At 60.2% G+C, this 16728-nt stretch carries 17 protein-coding genes and 1 pseudogene; 7 read left to right on the top strand and 11 right to left on the bottom strand.

Translation table 11 applies throughout. The features are described from left to right. Positions 1 to 81: 81 nt before the first annotated feature. The 6 genes from ACNHGR_RS01365 to ACNHGR_RS01390 all read right to left on the bottom strand — a co-directional run bounded on the left by ACNHGR_RS01365 (position 82) and on the right by ACNHGR_RS01390 (position 4942). Positions 82 to 480 carry an SGNH/GDSL hydrolase family protein gene (locus tag ACNHGR_RS01365; protein ID WP_225900034.1) on the bottom strand — a complete coding sequence of 133 codons (399 nt, stop codon included), beginning with the start codon at positions 478 to 480 and terminating at the stop codon, positions 82 to 84. Positions 481 to 490: 10 nt separating this feature from the next. Continuing rightward, positions 491 to 775 carry a hypothetical protein gene (locus tag ACNHGR_RS01370; protein WP_230461513.1) on the bottom strand — a complete coding sequence of 95 codons (285 nt, stop codon included), beginning with the start codon at positions 773 to 775 and terminating at the stop codon, positions 491 to 493. Positions 776 to 1010: 235 nt separating this feature from the next. Continuing rightward, on the bottom strand, positions 1011 to 2243 hold the full coding sequence (locus ACNHGR_RS01375) for an NAD(P)/FAD-dependent oxidoreductase (RefSeq protein ID WP_017184790.1): 1233 nt from the start codon (positions 2241 to 2243) through the stop codon (positions 1011 to 1013). 106 nt (positions 2244 to 2349) lie between these two features. After that, a complete protein-coding gene (locus ACNHGR_RS01380; protein WP_037478039.1) occupies positions 2350 to 2664 on the bottom strand; it encodes a 2Fe-2S iron-sulfur cluster-binding protein in 315 nt (104 codons plus the stop codon). Between the two features lie 80 nt (positions 2665 to 2744). Beyond that, on the bottom strand, positions 2745 to 3608 hold the full coding sequence (gene nadC / locus ACNHGR_RS01385) for a carboxylating nicotinate-nucleotide diphosphorylase (protein WP_017184792.1): 864 nt from the start codon (positions 3606 to 3608) through the stop codon (positions 2745 to 2747). Further along, on the bottom strand, positions 3608 to 4942 hold the full coding sequence (locus ACNHGR_RS01390; RefSeq protein ID WP_017184793.1) for a Rieske 2Fe-2S domain-containing protein: 1335 nt from the start codon (positions 4940 to 4942) through the stop codon (positions 3608 to 3610). Before ACNHGR_RS01390 ends, nadC begins: the two co-directional genes overlap by 1 nt. A gap of 57 nt (positions 4943 to 4999) precedes the next feature. Between ACNHGR_RS01390 and ACNHGR_RS01395 the strand changes: the two genes are divergently transcribed. From ACNHGR_RS01395 to ACNHGR_RS01415, 5 genes and pseudogenes are all read left to right on the top strand, one after another. Then, positions 5000 to 6262, top strand: a complete 1263-nt coding sequence (locus ACNHGR_RS01395; RefSeq protein ID WP_230461514.1) for a Gfo/Idh/MocA family protein — start codon at positions 5000 to 5002, stop codon at positions 6260 to 6262. Between the two features lie 2 nt (positions 6263 to 6264). Next, on the top strand, positions 6265 to 7257 hold the full coding sequence (locus tag ACNHGR_RS01400) for a PhnD/SsuA/transferrin family substrate-binding protein (protein ID WP_017184795.1): 993 nt from the start codon (positions 6265 to 6267) through the stop codon (positions 7255 to 7257). A 175-nt stretch (positions 7258 to 7432) separates the two neighbouring features. Beyond that, positions 7433 to 7915 carry a MarR family winged helix-turn-helix transcriptional regulator gene (locus ACNHGR_RS01405; RefSeq protein WP_475283834.1) on the top strand — a complete coding sequence of 161 codons (483 nt, stop codon included), beginning with the start codon at positions 7433 to 7435 and terminating at the stop codon, positions 7913 to 7915. Between the two features lie 62 nt (positions 7916 to 7977). Beyond that, positions 7978 to 9018 carry a GTP 3',8-cyclase MoaA gene (gene moaA / locus ACNHGR_RS01410; protein ID WP_051034329.1) on the top strand — a complete coding sequence of 347 codons (1041 nt, stop codon included), beginning with the start codon at positions 7978 to 7980 and terminating at the stop codon, positions 9016 to 9018. A gap of 148 nt (positions 9019 to 9166) precedes the next feature. Then, positions 9167 to 9307, top strand: a pseudogene (locus ACNHGR_RS01415) (transposase); the annotation flags it as partial. Positions 9308 to 9521: 214 nt separating this feature from the next. On the opposite strand, the gene ACNHGR_RS01420 reads toward ACNHGR_RS01415, so the two are convergent. From ACNHGR_RS01420 to ACNHGR_RS01430, 3 genes are all read right to left on the bottom strand, one after another. Further along, entirely contained in the window at positions 9522 to 10079 is a 558-nt protein-coding gene (locus ACNHGR_RS01420; protein ID WP_475283838.1) for an aldehyde dehydrogenase family protein, read from the bottom strand. Positions 10080 to 10102: 23 nt separating this feature from the next. After that, positions 10103 to 11452 (bottom strand): M1 family metallopeptidase, encoded by a 1350-nt coding sequence (locus ACNHGR_RS01425; protein WP_223811145.1) that lies wholly within the window; start codon positions 11450 to 11452, stop codon positions 10103 to 10105. A 65-nt stretch (positions 11453 to 11517) separates the two neighbouring features. Further along, entirely contained in the window at positions 11518 to 12114 is a 597-nt protein-coding gene (locus ACNHGR_RS01430; RefSeq protein ID WP_048575153.1) for a recombinase family protein, read from the bottom strand. A gap of 148 nt (positions 12115 to 12262) precedes the next feature. On the opposite strand from ACNHGR_RS01430, the gene ACNHGR_RS01435 reads away from it, so the two are divergent. Then, positions 12263 to 13744, top strand: a complete 1482-nt coding sequence (locus tag ACNHGR_RS01435) for a Mu transposase C-terminal domain-containing protein (RefSeq protein ID WP_053085608.1) — start codon at positions 12263 to 12265, stop codon at positions 13742 to 13744. After that, positions 13744 to 14376 carry an AAA family ATPase gene (locus ACNHGR_RS01440; protein WP_475283835.1) on the top strand — a complete coding sequence of 211 codons (633 nt, stop codon included), beginning with the start codon at positions 13744 to 13746 and terminating at the stop codon, positions 14374 to 14376. Before ACNHGR_RS01435 ends, ACNHGR_RS01440 begins: the two co-directional genes overlap by 1 nt. Positions 14377 to 14459: 83 nt before the next feature. Here the strand turns inward: ACNHGR_RS01440 and istB are convergent, their stop codons facing one another. Together istB and istA are read right to left on the bottom strand one after the other, a co-directional pair. Further along, positions 14460 to 15227, bottom strand: coding sequence for an IS21-like element ISSsp5 family helper ATPase IstB (istB, locus tag ACNHGR_RS01445; protein WP_063142326.1), 768 nt, complete (start codon positions 15225 to 15227; stop codon positions 14460 to 14462). Next, a complete protein-coding gene (gene istA / locus ACNHGR_RS01450) occupies positions 15224 to 16717 on the bottom strand; it encodes an IS21 family transposase (RefSeq protein ID WP_011950768.1) in 1494 nt (497 codons plus the stop codon). The genes istB and istA overlap by 4 nt, the downstream gene beginning before the upstream one ends. Positions 16718 to 16728 lie beyond the last annotated feature (11 nt).

The raw sequence follows: 16728 nt of genomic DNA on the forward strand, positions 1-16728 counted from the left end.
GCAAAATTGGAACTTGCCTCATCTGAGATGCACAGATGCCAAAGGTCGGCGTTGCAACGCGATGCAGAAGATGCGTGCGCGTCAGTCCGGGTCCGACCGCAGTAGTACCCGCGCTACGAGGTCGTAGCGCGTCGGGTGTATCCGATCCCGCGTCGGAAAGCGCAGCAGATCGATCGTCTCATCAGCATAGGTCGCAGCGACCGAGTTCACAATGTAGGCATGTTGACGACTGTAAGGAAGAAGCCAAATGACCCGATGGCAGATGGTCCGGATACGGATACTCGTCAGCCTGGCGGCGAGATCAGACCTTGCATCGTCGTTGGATCCGACCGAAAAGACGCATGCGCCGTACTTCTTCGTTGGGAAACGCCATCCAAGTATCTGATGTGCATGCACACGCTCGGCCGCTAGCACATCGCACTGGGGGGCATATTTCGCGTTGATGGCGCGTGCGGTCCCCAGCCCGATGCTGTCGCCCAATATGAGGCACTCAAATACGGACCTGCTCCCCGGCATCGGGAACGTTGCTGTCTTGGTCTTCGATTTGTTGCCGGATTTCCGATACGTCCACCTTGCCGATCAGGTAATCCCCCTCATCCTTGAAAAACGCCTCAATCCGCTTCGTTTCGTCCAGAGGTGGCAAAAGCGAACCGAAGCGGGCCTGCCATTGCTGCTCTACAAAACCCAGGAGTGCCTTCCAGGAAGCCGCCTCGCTTGCGTGGACCTGGAGCATCTTATGACCCTCATGCAGGATGATAAGGACGGAGGCGTGCATGATGCTATCCATCGTAAGCGGCAAATCAGTACGGGCAGGCACGACCTGCCTTTTCGTCGCAAAACATGCAATTCCGGCCACCCGAAATCAAAAATACATATCAACTATGTCTATGTACTGCCAAACTGATTCTAGAAAATACAAGAAAAACCTTCACATGTGTAAAGAGAAAGTTTCAGTTAATTTTGTATATACTCAGAAATTTATCAGAATTGTTATTATAACAACAGTTCTATCAACTCACCAAAAGTGACTTGATAGGAATCTCAGGGTTTGCAAGTACAGATTTATCAGGAGTGGCCTGCGTGATAACGAGTGCCTTACCCTGAACATAGTCCTTCACAGAGTTGACGCAGTCAAGGGCCAGCACCTTACCCTTGCTAAGATATACGAGCGTGAAGCTGCGCGCTGCGCTCTGGCCCCGCACGACGACTTCATCGTATCCCAAGCTAAGCCCGATAGTCTGGAGCTTGAGATCATATTGGTTCGACCAGAACCAGGGAACGGCGTGGTACGGCGCGGCGTCACCAGCAATATGCCTGGCGGCCGTTATGGCCTGGTCATTGGCGTTCTGAACTGACTCCAACCGGATCCGCTGACCGCCAGCAAAGGGGTTGGCATGGATCGCGCAATCGCCGATCGCGTAAATGTTCGGCAACGAAGTCTGACAGAATTCATCGACTTCTACCCCGTTCCCGCTTGCCGCACCCGCCGCGATCAATGGCTCTACGGCCGGAACGATCCCGATGCCGACGACAACCATGTCTGCGGGTAAGACCGAGCCGTCAGACATCCGGACACCCGTTACCCATCCATCATGTCCAATCAGGCAATCCATTTTGGCGTTCAAATGGATCTCAACGCCATGCGCCCGATGTTCAGCCTCATAAAAACGAGAAAGCGGTTCACCAGCGACCCTTGCCAGCACACGATCCATCGCTTCCAGCACCGTCACTTGCTTGCCGAGCTTGGCGAGTACCGCAGCCGCCTCGAGGCCGATATACCCGCCACCGATCACCACGACATTCTGCACTTTCGGCGTCTCGGCCAGCATGCGGTCAGCGTCAGCACGAGTGCGGACGTTGTGGACACCCATGAGATCGCTTCCCGAACAGCTCAAGCGACGAGGCGCACCGCCAGTTGCCCAGATCAGCTTGCCATAGCCAATGCGGCTTCCGTCGGAGAGCACAACATTTTGCTCCGCCGGATCGACGGCCACAACCCGTCGCAGGAGCTGCAACTCGATATCGCGCTCGGCCCAGATTGCCTGAGGTCGAATGAGAATTCTTTCGAAGCTCTTTTCGCCTGAGAAATATTCCTTGGAGAGCGGCGGGCGTTCATATGGCGGATCTGGCTCATCTCCCAGCAGTGCCACACTTCCCGCATATTTATGCTGGCGCAGCGCGAGCGCGGCTTGAGCTCCCCCATGCCCGGCCCCAACAATAAGAACATCGTACCGCTCGCTCATGGGATAGATAGCTTCCTTACAGGATTACATAAGCCGTGCTTTGCTTGTCACGCCGTCGGTTAACGGCAAGAGCCTGATTGAGCTCTCTTTGCGAACTCAAGTGCCCTCAATCTTCCGGCGCAATCGTGATGCAAAGTCCGTCCAGAGCATCAGAGATAGTCAACTGACAGGATAACCGAGATCTTGAGCAACGGTGCTCGGACGAGTCCAGAAGATCGTCCTCATCCGTACTCATGGGTGGCAAGCGATCGAGAAACGCTTCATCGACCTGGATATGGCAGGTTGCGCAGGAGCAACACCCTCCGCACAATGCAAGCAACTCGTCGATGCCTGCGTCGCGGATCGCTTCCAGTAACGTGGTTGCGCCATTCGGTGTGACGGTCACGCGCTCGCCAGTGCGCGTTGTAACGGTAATCTCCATTAGTCCTCTAATTTCCAAATATGCTTTTTGGCAGTCTGCTATCGACTGAAAAACCTCCACGCCGCCTTGGCGCGCAAGGCTCATGGGGAAAGCGCGTAGTCCAATCCGATATCGGCCGCGGGAGCACTTTGGGTGATGCGCCCGACTGATACAAAATCGACGCCAGTCGACGCGATTTCCCTAATCGTATCGAGCCGCACGCCGCCTGACGCTTCGATGGGGACGCGGCCGCCGACAAGGGCGACGGCCTCTTTGAGCTTGGCAGGAGACATGTTGTCGCAAAGCAGACGATCCGCCCCCGCCATCAGCGCAGGCTCGATTTGTTCGATCCCGTCAACCTCGACCTGGACTTCCAGCCCGGTATTGGCGGCTTTCGCAGCCTTGACCGCTTCGACAATGCTGCCAGCGGCGGCGATGTGGTTGTCCTTGATCAGGATACCGTCATCCAGACGCATGCGATGATTCCGCGCCCCGCCCACCTTGGCGGCATATTTCTCGATCGCCCGAAGACCGGGAATTGTCTTGCGCGTATCGAGAAGGACGCAATCCGTACCGGCGATCGCTTCGGCATAAGATCGCGTCACCGTCGCGATGCCGGTCAGGTGCTGGAGCGTATTGAGAGCGGACCTCTCGGCCGCGAGCATGAGCTGCGCGCTTCCCGCAATTCGCATGAGGGGCTGCCCAGCGGCAACATTGTCCCCATCCTGCACCAGGAATTCGATAGCGACCTCGGGGTCGAGCTTACCGAAAAACGCGGCTGCCAGCTGGAGCCCGGCAACCACTATCGGTTGCCGGGCAGCCAGAACGGCGGAAAAGCGCGCGCTGGCGGGGACTGACACACGGCTCGTGACGTCTCCGCTCCCCAGATCCTCACTCAGAACATAATCGACGAAGTTGTCGAGTTGTTGCTGATCCAGGCCCGCGATCAAATCCGACTCACGCATCAGGAAACCGCGTCCGCCAGATCTTCAACTTCTTCCTTGTCGGCGAAGACGCCGGTCAAGCGCCTCTCCTCCTCGGAGACGTTGATCAGCCGCCAGTCATCGCCCTTGGGGACCATGCCCTCGAACGACATGAGCTTCGCCAGTGGCACGCGCGGTTCTACAGCACCCAGTGCCGGCTCGCCTTTCTGAACAGCCTGGGCGGCGCGATACATCTGGGTGCGGAAGGTGAAGATCGCCTTGTCGCTCGAGCCGAGCAGATCCTCGCTGCGGTCGGCGATCGGCCCCATCGATTCCCACATCGCCATGTCCTGACAGGGAATGCCGTAGATGCCGGTAAAGTCGCCGGCTTTCATCAGGGCCCGGTCCTGCAGATAGTTGTTTTCGGCGTTGCGCCGCTTTTTGAAGGTAACGGGCTCGACGTCCTTGCCAATCTCCGCCCCGCAGAACTTGCGCCAGGCATCCTGACTGATGCCCTTCGTCGGATGCCAGGCGATCCAATAGAACATGGTGTTCACATCGTCGATCGGAACCAGCATCTGTGACAGATGATATTGGTCGTTGGACGGGATGTGCACCGTGAACGGAGCCTGGAACAGAGTCATGCGTACATAGTCCTGCTTGTCCGCATCGATGATCGGCTTGCGGATAGCAGCATAACGAAAGCCGAACGGCGTTTTCTGCACTTCAATCTTGGGCGCCTTGTCGGCCGACGGGCGAAGCCACGCGGTGTCCGTAGCCGTCGAGCCGCTTACTTCGGTGGCCGTCGGCATGTTCGATGAATGCAGGCTCGAACTGTGCGCCGAATCGATCGACCCTTCGAGAACCTGCGCCCAGTTGCAGCCGCCATGCATTTTCACGATGCTGATCTTCTCAGCCGGCGCGGCCGACCAGTTCGGCGGGCTGAAAGGGATGACATTTTCCGGGTCACCCATCCACACCCAGACGAAACCAGCAGATTCTACCACCGGATATGCCTTGGTCTTCATCGTGCCGCGTAGCTTTGCATCGACCGGCTCGGAAGACATGTCGACGGCATTGCCGTCCACATCGAATTTCCAGCCATGATAAAGGCAACGCAGGCCGCATTCCTCGTTGCGACCGAAGGCAAGGGAAGCGCGCCGGTGCGGGCACAGCTCGTCGAGCGCACCGATGCGCCCCTCCGTATTGCGGAACACGACCATGTTCTCACCCAGCAAGCGAACACGCAACGGCGTGCCGTCTGGCTCGGCGACGTCCTCGATCATGCAGGCGGGCAACCAGTGCTGCCGCATCAGCTTCCCCATTGGGGCCTCGCCCTCCACACGGCAAAGCAGATCATTTTGTTCCGGAGTCATTAGCTACCCTCCTCATTTTGGCTTGGCACGAAGACGAATCACCCTCAGGATGCGCCCTTGAAATTACTTCTATATCGTAGTAATGGCTTTTTCAAGCCTGATTTTCGGGTTGAAGGGAGCGGCAGGCAAAGAATGGCAAATGCGTTGCGACTAGGAATCATTGGGCTCGGCCGGGGTTTCATGCTCACTCTGCCCGCGCTGAAGGCCGATTCTCGCGTAGCGCTTGCCGGGGCTTTCGACCTGCGCCGCGAAGCTCGGGAACGCTTCGCGGACGAATTCGGCGCGCCGGCGTTCGATACGCTCGACGCGCTCTTGTATTCGCCGGTTATCGATGCGGTTTATATAGCCACCCCGCATGAGTTGCATGCCGAGCAGGCCATCGCCGCTCTGCGGGCTGGAAAGCATGTGCTGGTCGAAAAGCCGATGGCGACAACGCTTGCAGATTGCGCGCGTATAGAGCGCGCCGCCGCCGATGCCGGCAAGGTGCTCGTGGTCGGACCCAGCCACGGCTTCGATGCACCCGTACAGGCTGCCGCGCAATTGGTTGCCTCAGGCAGGTTCGGTGCCGTGCGGATGGTCACGGCGCTCAACTTCACCGATTTCATGTTCCGGCCCAGGCGTCCGGAAGAACTGGATAGCGCCCGTGGCGGCGGCGTCGTCTACAGCCAAGCGGCGCACCAGATCGATGTCGTGCGCCGCCTTGTCGGGCAGCCCGTTTCATCTGTTCGCGCCGTCGCCGCCAACTGGGATAGCAGCCGCCCGAGCGAAGGCGCCTATACGGCGCTGGTGACATTTGAAGCCGGTGCTGCAGCGTCGCTGACCTATAGCGGATATGCGCATTATGACAGCGACGAACTGGTGGGGTGGATAGCGGAGCTTGGCTATGACAAGGACCCGGATCGCTACGGCGAGGCGCGTAAGAGGCTTGCGACGCTATCATCGCAGGATGAAATCGAAGCCAAACTGAAGCGCACATACGGCGTCCCGGCTGTCGCTGCCGACACGCCAGCGCCGCATCATGAGCATTTCGGTTTCATCATCGTCAGCTGCGACCGCGCGGACCTGAAACTGTCGCCCAAGGGGCTCTCAATTTATGGGGACACCGAACGCGATTTCCAGCCGATCGAGCCCCCTGCCCTGCCGCGCAAGGAAGTCATCGACGAGTTTGTCGGCGGTTGCCTAGGCATTCGCCGCCCGATCCATGACGGGCGCTGGGGACTTGATACCATGGCCTGTTGCGTCGCGCTCCTCGAATCGAGCCGACGCAATACGGACGTAGCGCCCAACCAACTTCTCGACACTCTATCGGAGAAACCGTGACAATGACCAGACTGAGCCTTTCCCTCGCCTGTTGGGGCTATGACCGCACCGAAGCCCTCCAGACGGGCGCGGTCCGGCCCGACGGCATCGACCTCAACTTTCAGGTTCTGGATGTCGAGGAAACCTTCTTCCGCATGCTGCGCAATCGAGAATTCGATGTCGCTGAACTGTCGATGTCGTCCTATTGCGTGACCCTGGGCCGCGAGAATCCTGGCTTCATCGCCATTCCCGTCTTTCCTTCGCGCTTCTTCCGCCACTCCTGCATTTTCGTCTCCGCCAAAAGCGGCATCGAAAAGCCCGAGGATCTCGTCGGCAAGCGGATCGGCGTGCCTGAATATCAGATGACGGCTCCGGTCTGGATCCGCGGCATCCTGCAGGACGAGTATGGCATTGATCCTGCGTCGGTCACCTACGTCACGGGTGGTGAAGAGGAGCCGGGGCGCGAGGAGAAGCTGAAGCTCAATCTACCCGACAAGTTCAAGGTCGAGCCGATCGGACCCACCCAGACCTTGAAGCGCATGCTGGCGGATGGAGAGATCGATGCGCTGCATACTGCGCGGGCGCCGTCGACCTTCTATTCGGAGCCGGGCAAGGTTCGGCGCCTCTTCCCCAATTTTGTGGACGTTGAAAAAGCCTATTTCGCGAAGACAGGAATCTTCCCGATCATGCATGTCGTGGCCATCCGGCGAGACGTGTATGAGAAGAATCGATGGATTGCTCAGGCGCTTTACAAGGCATTCGTAGAAGCCCAGCGGTTGAGCTATGAACAATTGTTGGTGTCGGCATCGCTGAAAACGATGTTGCCATGGCAGATCGCCGCAGTGGAGGACACTATTGCTACGATGGGCAGGGAATGGTGGCCCTATGGCATCGAAAAGAACCGCCACGTCATCGAGACATTCACGCGTTACCATCACGAGCAGGGCCTGTCGCCCCGCCAGCTCACCATAGAAGAGATGTTCGCGCCCGAGACTTTCGCCGAGTTCCGCATCTAAGAAACCATCCTGCACGAGGCCAGTCTACTGCTCACATGATGGTCCTCGGGACACGTTTAATATCCCGAGGACCATCATAGGAATATGGGTTTCGGGTGCCGGGTACGGTTTTGCGATGCGTTCGTGCGGCGTCTGTGCGAGTGGAGGATCGGTTGAACCCGTCAGGAGTGAACAGATGTCGAAGCACGCCCCCAAACTCGATCCGGAACTGAGTTTGGGCTATCAGGTTCGGCGCTGCCACCGACGGTTCGATCGGCTCTTGAGTGCCTATTTGGCCAAGCGCGAACTCAAAACCGGTTTCTGGTACTATCTTCGTGTCCTATGGCTCAGGGACGGGGTGACCCAAAAATATCTGAGCGACATGACTAACGTCACCGAAAATACGACGGTCGCCATGATAAACGCCATGCTTCGGCAAGGGCTGGTGCAACGCGCCAAGGACAAGGATGATCGTCGAAAATTGCGGATTACTCTTACAGATCATGGCCGTGCGCTCGAAAAGGAGCTGATGCAATACGCGATCGACATCAACAAGGTCGCTGTTGCTGGCATCGAGCCGCGCGAAGTTGAAATCTGTCGATCGGTCCTCGAGCGCATATCAGCCAATCTCGCTGCCGAATTTGATAGGCTGCCTGCGAAGCCTGCTGACGAAGGATGACTCCTCCACATCATCCCTGGATCAGGGGCAACAGGCCATGAACAGGGAGGGACGTGTGCGCCATGGCTGAACGGGAAGGCCTCACGGCCACTCCAACTCCCGATAGAGGGAAGCCTTGGCGCAGCCTGACCGACCGTTTCGGCCGAACGATCACTTATGTCCGCCTGTCCGTCACCGATCGGTGCGACCTGCGCTGCCGTTATTGCATGGCCGAGCGCATGGAGTTCCTGCCGCGCCAGGACCTCCTCACCCTGGAGGAACTGGCGGAACTGGCCGATGCCCTGATCGCGCGAGGTGTGCGACGCATCCGCCTGACCGGTGGCGAGCCTCTGGTCCGTCGCGGCATCGTCGGGTTGGTGGAGGCGATCGGCCAACACATCGGCAACGGCCTTGATGAGCTGACGATGACAACCAACGCTACCCAGCTCGCCACAGTCGCGCGCGACCTCCATCGATATGGCATTCGCAGACTCAACATCAGCCTCGACAGCCTCGACCACGAGCGCTTCCGGGCGATCACCCGGCGCGGCGACCTGGACCAGGTGTTGGCCGGGATCGCCGCCGCGCAAGACGCGGGCCTCGCCGTGAAGATCAACATGGTTGCGCTCAAGGCGCTCAACGAAGATGAAATCGGAACAATGGTTGGCTGGTGCGGCGAACGGGGATTCGATCTCTCGCTGATCGAGACGATGCCGTTGGGTGCGGTGGAAGAAGACCGGACCAATCATTATCTGCCCCTCGACCTCGTGAAACGTCGGCTGGCGCGCGAATATGTCCTGATTCCGTCGCTCCACCGAACCGGCGGACCGGCGCGCTATTATGACGTTGCCGAAACCAGTCGGCGGATAGGCTTCATTACGCCCCTCACCGACAATTTCTGCGCCGGCTGCAACCGCATCCGCATATCGGCTACTGGCACCATTTTTGGTTGTCTCGGCCGCGACCAGCGCATCGAACTGCGCGATGCGATGCGTGTTGGTGGCCGGGATGCGATCGACGCGGCGCTGGATGCCGTAATGACCGCCAAGCCACTCCGCCACGAGTTCGACATTGCGCGATCACAGCCGGCTGTCGAACGCCATATGAACGTCACTGGCGGTTGAGCGCCTCCATGATCTTTTGTTCGCCGACGCAGTATGGCCGTTACTTTTTGCGCGGCTGGTCGATTGATTTTCATAAAATTGGTCTGCCTTGAGAAAATTGGTCCATTTCTGAAGAGAGCCCGAGCGGGCGAAAGGAATGGAGAAATATATGGGACGTCAGCGATTTACGCCGGAACAGATCATCGCGAAGCTGCGTGAGGTTGATGTGATTGTCGGGCGAGGCGGGACCACCGACGAGGCCTGTCGTCAGATCGGGATTGCCGAACAGACGCTATATAGGTGGCGTAAGGCGACAGCCGCTGCTTCATATTCGTTGATAATGTCGGTCTTCTTCGCCATGATAAGCTCGTACGCACTACGTTGTTCGACTGTCGCACGAGCTTAATCGCGCGGTCGATTCAGCTACCGTAGTAACGGCCTGTCATCAACAGCCAGCGCGTTCGTTTTTTGCCGTTTCTCTTTGACAATCCAGTTCTAAAGAAACGCTTGGAATCGGATGCGTCCTAACCGATCTGATGACAGACGAATTTCAAATTGAGATACTCATCGATCCCATATCGTGATCCTTCCCGCCCGAGACCGGATTCCTTCACCCCACCGAAAGGCGCGACCTCCGTCGAAATCAGGCCGGTGTTGAGCCCAACCATCCCATATTCAAGAGCCTCACTCACCTTCCAACTGCGCTCAAGGGATTGCGTGTATACATAAGCCGCCAAGCCGCTGTCCGTGGCATTCGCCAAATTGATCGCCTCATCCTCTGTCTGGAAACGGACGAGGCCGGCAAGGGGGCCAAAGGTTTCCTCCCGACATAGGAGAGCATCCGGCGAAACATCTACGAGAACGGTCGGCTCGAAGAAATGGCCTGCCCCGGGCACTCGTCGCCCTCCGGTCAATATCCTGGCACCATGTTTGACGCCGTCTTCGATATGGCTTTCGACCTTTGCAACGGCACGTTCATCGATCAATGGCCCCTGATCCGCGCCGGTCGAAAGACCCGGCCCGACGGCAAGCGCGCGAACACGTGCTGTGGATGTCAGAGCTAATTGGCATGGTTCTGTCAGCGGTAAATGTCATCACGGCCAAGCTATTGCGACTGCCCTTCCGAAAGGCCCTCGCCGAACACCCATTCGGCGAACAGCGGACGCAAGTCCCGGCCGCTCGCTTCCTCCATCGCCCGCTTTAGGTCTATGCTGGTGACCGTGCCGCCCGCATGGTCACGGGTGTAGCGGCGCAGGCCAGACCAGAACGCGGCATCGCCGAGCGTGACCCGGAGCTGCGCCATGAACAGCGCGCCCTTGCTGTATTGGATCGCGCGTCGGACGCCCAATGTCGGGTAGGTGCCGTTCCAAGCCAGCGGCTTGTCAAAACCCATCGCTCGCGCCTTTTCAAACCGGCTTCTGGCTTCATTGAGTTCGGCTTCATACGCGGCGCGACCGTAGCGATGCTGCTTCCATGCGGCCGTCATGAATGTCGTGATGCCCTCGTTCAGCCAGAAGTCCTTGAGGGTTTCGCATGTGATCAGGTTGCCCCACCATTGATGGGTAAGTTCGTGTACGATGGCCCAATCCTGCGACGGATCATCTGGCTGCCTCGGCAGCGCATCGCTGCCGAGGACGGAGTATGTCGCCGCCTCCTGCGCCTCATCGCCTTCGACCAGAAGCTGGCTGTAGTCGGCAACCGGAAGCGGCATGCCCGCCTTGGCGGAGAGAAAGGCGACCATATCCTTTGTCCCTGCCAAGCGTCGTTTCAGCTCGCCCGCGTCGGCAGTGTTGCTCAGATAGGTGAGCCTTTTTGATCCGACCCGTTCGCTGACCCGCGTGAGTCGACCCACCGCAAAGCCGTAAAGATAGGCCGAGTAGGGCCGAGGCGCTTTCCAGGTATGGATCTCGCTGCCGTCCGCTCCCGGTCGCCGCACGATCATGTTGCCGACTGACAGGCTGGTCATCCCGGCCGGAACACGCAGATCGAGCGAGAAGGCCGCTTTCTCGCCGAACTTGTTCTGGGAACACACCATCCAGTCGCAGGCAAAATAGCTGGTGTAGAGCGTCGTCGCCGAGCCGGCGAACCCACGTGCAGGGCGGCCATGATAGGACAACTCCAGCTTGACCGTGCGTCCACGCCGGAGCGGCCGGGGCAGATCGAAGCCGAGCACATCGCCTTCCACAGTATGAGCGAGCGCCACGCCATCGAGGGTTGCACTGTCGATGCCGAGAGTGTTGGCGGAGAAATTCAGCCGCCGGACGCCATCCACCGTCGCGCGTAGCGTGATCTTCTCACGTCCCGCGACGGTCCTGTTCTCGATGTCCGGGGTAAGCGCGAGCCTGTAGCTCGCTACCTCGAATCCATCCCCAGGCCTGTTGGCGGCGAACGCAGGGCTGCACAGCAACCCCAGAGCCGTCCCGGCTAACGGTGACGCCAACATTCTGCGGATCACTGATGCCCCTTTATACTCATAGCTTCTATCGATGGGGCCAACACCTAGGCGCGGTCGTGGTAGGATCACGCCGGCTTTGCCGCAGGCGCGGAAGATTGGCGTCCAAGCGTCCGATACACGGTTGGCCGCGATATCGAGAACACCTCGGCGAGATCGCTGATCGAATAGTCGTCGGTGTCGTACATGCGGCGCAACTCCTTCTGCTGGCGATCCGACAGCTTGGGCTTCTTGCCGCGCAGCTTCCCTTTCGAACGTGCGACCACCATGCCTTCGCGGGTCCGCATCCGGATCAGGTCGGCCTCGAACTCGGCGAAGGTGGCGAGGATGTTGAAGAACAGCTTGCCCATCGGGTCGGACGGATCGTGGACACTGGCCCCGAGCTGTAGCTTTACGCCCCGCATGGCGAGGTCGTCGCCGATCGCGCGCGCGTCGGGCACCGACCGCGCAAGACGGTCGAGCTTGGGCACCACCAGCGTGTCGCCGCTTCGGACCGCCGCGAGCGCCTGATCCAGACCGGGGCGGGTCCGGTTCGTCCCGGTAAAGCCCTTGTCGGTGTAGATGCGATTGGCCGCGACGCCGAGTTTGACCAGCGCGTCCTGTTGGGCGGCAAGGTCCTGTTTGTCGGTGGAGCATCGGGCGTAGCCGATCAGCGTGTGTGTCATGGTGAAATCTGTAACGTAAAGGGGTCCCTCAACGCAAAAGATATAGTACCATCTATATGAGACTCGGCTTTTGGCGGTTTCCCGTGCCTCGACAGGTCAGCTGGCGACCGTCCGCTGAACGATCCTCTTTCGGACGGGGCAGATCACCATGACCGATGATCGTAAGTCGGAATCGGGAAGTGCCGAAGTCGCGCCACGGATGGCTGTGCTCCGTCGGCACCTCCATGATGCGGTGCCGCTGGACCAAGCCGCGACCGACGCCGGCATCTCGCTCCGCACCGCTCGCCGCTGGCTCGCCCGCTACCGCGCCGATGGTCCGGCGGGGCTGGCGCGTCCTACCCGACCCGAAGCCGGCAAGCGTACCTTCCCGAAAGAACTAGTCGAACTGATCGAGGGCATGGCGCTGCTCAAACCGCCGCCATCGATCGTGACCATCCATCGCCGTCTCGCCGCCATCGTCGGCGAACGGCAATGGCGAATGCCGTCCTATGGCAGCGTGCGCGATATCGTGCGGCGGATCGATCCGGCGATGCTGACCTTGGCACATGAAGGTGCTGCCGCCTTCCGCGACAAGTTCGAGTTGGTGCATCGGCACCGCGCCGAACACCCCAATGCGATCTGGCAAGCCGATCACACCCAGCTCGATATCCTGATCCTCGATGCCGGCGGTCGCCCGGTGCGGCCGTGGCTGACGACGGTGCTGGACGATCACTCGCGCGTGATAGCAGGCTACATGGTTTTCCTCGGCGCGCCCTCCGCGCTCAACACGTCGCTCGCGCTGCGACAGGCGATTTGGCGCAAGGCCGATCCGACCTGGCCGGTATGCGGCATTCCCGACGTCCTGTACGTCGATCACGGATCGGACTTCACCAGCCTTCATCTCGAACAGGCTGCGGCCGATCTGCGTATCCGCCTGATCTACTCTGCCGTCGCGCGTCCACAGGGGCGCGGCAAGATCGAGCGGCTGTTCCGCACCATCAACACCGAACTGTTGGCGGAACTGCCGGGCAATCTTCGTAACGGCAAACCGGTATCGCCCCCGCGCCTGACGCTTCCCGAACTGGACGCTGCGATCGGCACATACATCGTGGCGACCTATAACGTCCGCCCGCACAGGGCGATCGGCGTACCGCCCGTCGATGCGTGGCGCGGCGATGGCTGGCTGTCCCGGATGCCGGAAACGCTGGAGGAACTGGACGCGCTGCTGGTCATGGTCGCCAAGCCGCGCATCGTCCACCGCGACGGCATCCGTTTCGAGGGGCTGCGATACTTCAACCCTACGCTCGCCGCCTATGTCGGCGAGCCGGTGACGATCCGCTACGATCCTCGCGACGTAGGCGAGGTTCGGATATTCCATCGCAACGTCTTTCTGTGCCGGGCCGTCAGCCCCGACCATGCCGGCCTGAGTATCACTCTCAAGGACGTGCAAGCCGCCCGCATCGCCTATCGTCGTCGCCTGCGGAGCGAGATCGGAGAGCGGAAGGCCCGCGTTGCGGACTATCTGCCCGCGATCTTGCGCCCGCTGGGTTCCGGCTCGGTGCGCGCCTCAACGCCAAAACCCACGCCTGCCACGTCCCCCGAGGTGACACGGAGCAAGCCGCGTCTCCGCACCTATTACGAGGGCGAGTGATGGCAGACGGCAGCGCTCGCGCCACCAGCTTCATCTCGACGCAGGAACATCGCCGCTTCACCGAGTTTGCCAACGCCGTCCGCAAGCACCGCTACATTGGCTTGTGTCACGGCACGGCCGGCGTCGGCAAAACCCTTTCCGCGCGACGCTACGCGCGCTGGGACGGCGCAGTCGATCTGCTCATGACCTGGGGTGCGCGGCAGGCGTCCGATCTCAAGATATATGCCGACCTCGCCCGTGCGCGTGCCGTGTTCTATACGTCGACAGTCGGCAGCACGCTGCGCGAGCTTCGTCAGGACCTGCCCCGCCTCATCGATCGGGTCGATATCTGTATCGATCAGCATGTCCGGCCCAAGGATCAGATCGTCGTTTCGCCCCGGAAGCATTTCGTCGAACTGCTGATCGTCGATGAAGCCGACCGCCTGTCCAACACGGGGCTGGAATATCTGCGTGACCTGTTCGACCGGCAGGGCATCGGCCTTATCCTGATCGGGATGCCGGGCATCGAAAAGCGCATGGAGCGATACGCACAGCTTTTCAGCCGTGTCGGCTTCGCCCACCAGTACCGGCCCTTGCAGGATCAGGAGCTGACTGTCAACGGCGGAGCAAAAGTCGGCCATTCGGCGGCGTAAAACCAGGCCATCGTGTTACATGCCGGGGGGAGTGGCGTGAGGGCGTAGCCCGAGGGCCACTCCCCCCGGCATTGGTGTAATTTTCAGGGTCTGGTTTTGGCCTTGCGGGCCCGGCTGTGCGCGAGGCGATAGCTTTCGCCGTTCATCTCGAGGATGCTGACGTGATGGGTCAGGCGATCGAGGAGCGCGCCTGTGAGACGCTCAGATCCGAAGGTTTCGGTCCATTCGTCGAAGGGCAGGTTGCTGGTGATGAAGGTGGAGCCGCGTTCGTAACGCTGGGAGATCAGCTCGAACAACAGTTCGGCGCCGGTCTTGGAGAGCGGCACAAAGCCCAGTTCGTCGATGATGAGCAGCTTGTATCCGGCCATCTGCTTCTGGAAGCGCAGAAGACGGCGCTCGTCGCGGGCCTCCATCATTTCGCTGACCAGCGCTGCCGCGGTGGTGAAGCCCACCGACAGTCCTTTCTGGCATGCTGCCAGTCCGAGCCCCAACGCTACGTGCGTCTTTCCGGTGCCTGATGGCCCCAGAGCGATGGCGTTCTCACGCCGCTCGATCCACTCGCAGCGCGCCATCTCGAGCACCTGCATCTTGTTGAGCCTGGGGATGGCGGCGAAGTCGAAGCTGTCGAGGCTTTTGACGGCGGGGAAGCGCGCGGCCTTGATGCGCCGCTCGACCATGCGACGCTCCCTGTCGATCATTTCCATCTCGACGAGGCGGGCGAGGAAGCGGATATGATCGACGCCTTCAGCGGCACATTGCCGCGAGAGATTGTGATGCTCACGCAGGCACGTAGGCAGCTTGAGCGCCTTGAGATGGTGAGCGAGAAGGATCTCCGGGGCCTGATCGCTCATGCGGCCTCCTGCCGGTCGGAGAGCAGGCTCAGATAGGCTCTGGCAAAGGTCTTCTCGACCGTGGTGCGTGGCAGGAAGGGATAGACGTCCAGGTCCAGCCTGGGCGGTACGCGTTCGATCCGGCACAGGACGAGGTGCTTGACGGCATCGAAGCCGATGGCGCCAAGATCGATGGCCTGTTCGACCGCCGCCTGGAGATCGGCGAGGGTGAACGTTTCCAGCAGGCGCAGTACCTGCACATATTCGCGCCTGCCATGTTTGTGCATGCGCCCTTCCATCAACCGCTGCAGTGTCGTGAACGCTTCGGGCAGGTCCCAGCCCTGCAAAGGCGCAGCCTGGTCGAATGCGTTGATCTTCTGCTCGATCAGCGGGAGATAATGGAGCGGGTCGAAGACAACCTCCTCGCGGGCATAGCAACGAGGATGACGGGCGATGACTTCGCTGCGGCAGCCGATCACCACCTCATCGACATAGGCCCTGATCCAGACCTCCTGATGGCCCCAGGCCACCGGAACCGAATAATCGTTGGTCCTGTAGCGCACCAGGGATTGCGAGGAGACCCGCCCGCCTTTCTGATCGCAGGCCTCGAAGGGTGTAGCGGGCAGAGGCTGCATGGCCGCGAGATCGCGCTGCAGCCGCTCACCGATCGTCTCGCTCTGCCCGCGCACCTTGTCCTGCTGGCGCTTGCGGCATTGCTCCTCCAGCCACAGGTTGAACGCCTCCCAGGTCGGGAACTTCGGGATCGGCACCATGAAGTTGCGCCGGCAATAGCCTACCAGCCCCTCCACATTGCCTTTCTCGTTCCCCTTGCCCGGGCGAGCATAGCGGTCGCGGATCACGTAATGTGACAGGAAAGCGCTGAACAGCGTGGCACGCTGCCGCGTGCCGTCGGGCAGGATCTTCGTCACAAGGCAGCGATCGTTGTCATAGACGATCGAGCGCGGTACCGCGCCGAAAAACGCGAAGGCATGCACGTGTCCGTCCACCCAGGCCTCCGCCACCGCCGCCGGATAGGCCCGCACATAGCAGGCATCACTGTGCGGCAGATCGAGCGCGAAGAAGTAGGCCTTCTGCTCCACCCCGCCGATCTCCACCAGCGCTTCCCCGAAATCGGCCTGCGCATCTCCCGCAGGGTGCGCCAGCGGCACGAACATCTCCCGGCTGCGCTGTTCGCGCTCCCGGATGTAATCCTTGATGATCGTATAGCCGCCGGTGAAACCATGCTCGGTGCGCAAACGGTCGAATACCCGCTTCGCCGTATGGCGTTGCTTGCGCGGGACACTGCGGTCACCCTCAAGCCATCCATCAATGATCGCCACAAACCCGTCCAGCTTCGGGCGCTGCGGTACGGACTGGCGCCGGTAACCCGGCGGCGATGAAAACGACAGCATCTTGCGTACCGTTTCGCGCGACACATTGAAACGCTTCGCCGCCGCCCGTTGGCTCATGCCATCCGCGCAAGCCAGACGGACCTGAAGATAAAGTTCCACGCTGTAGATCC

It is taken from the genome of Sphingobium sp. RS1, assembly GCF_056156825.1.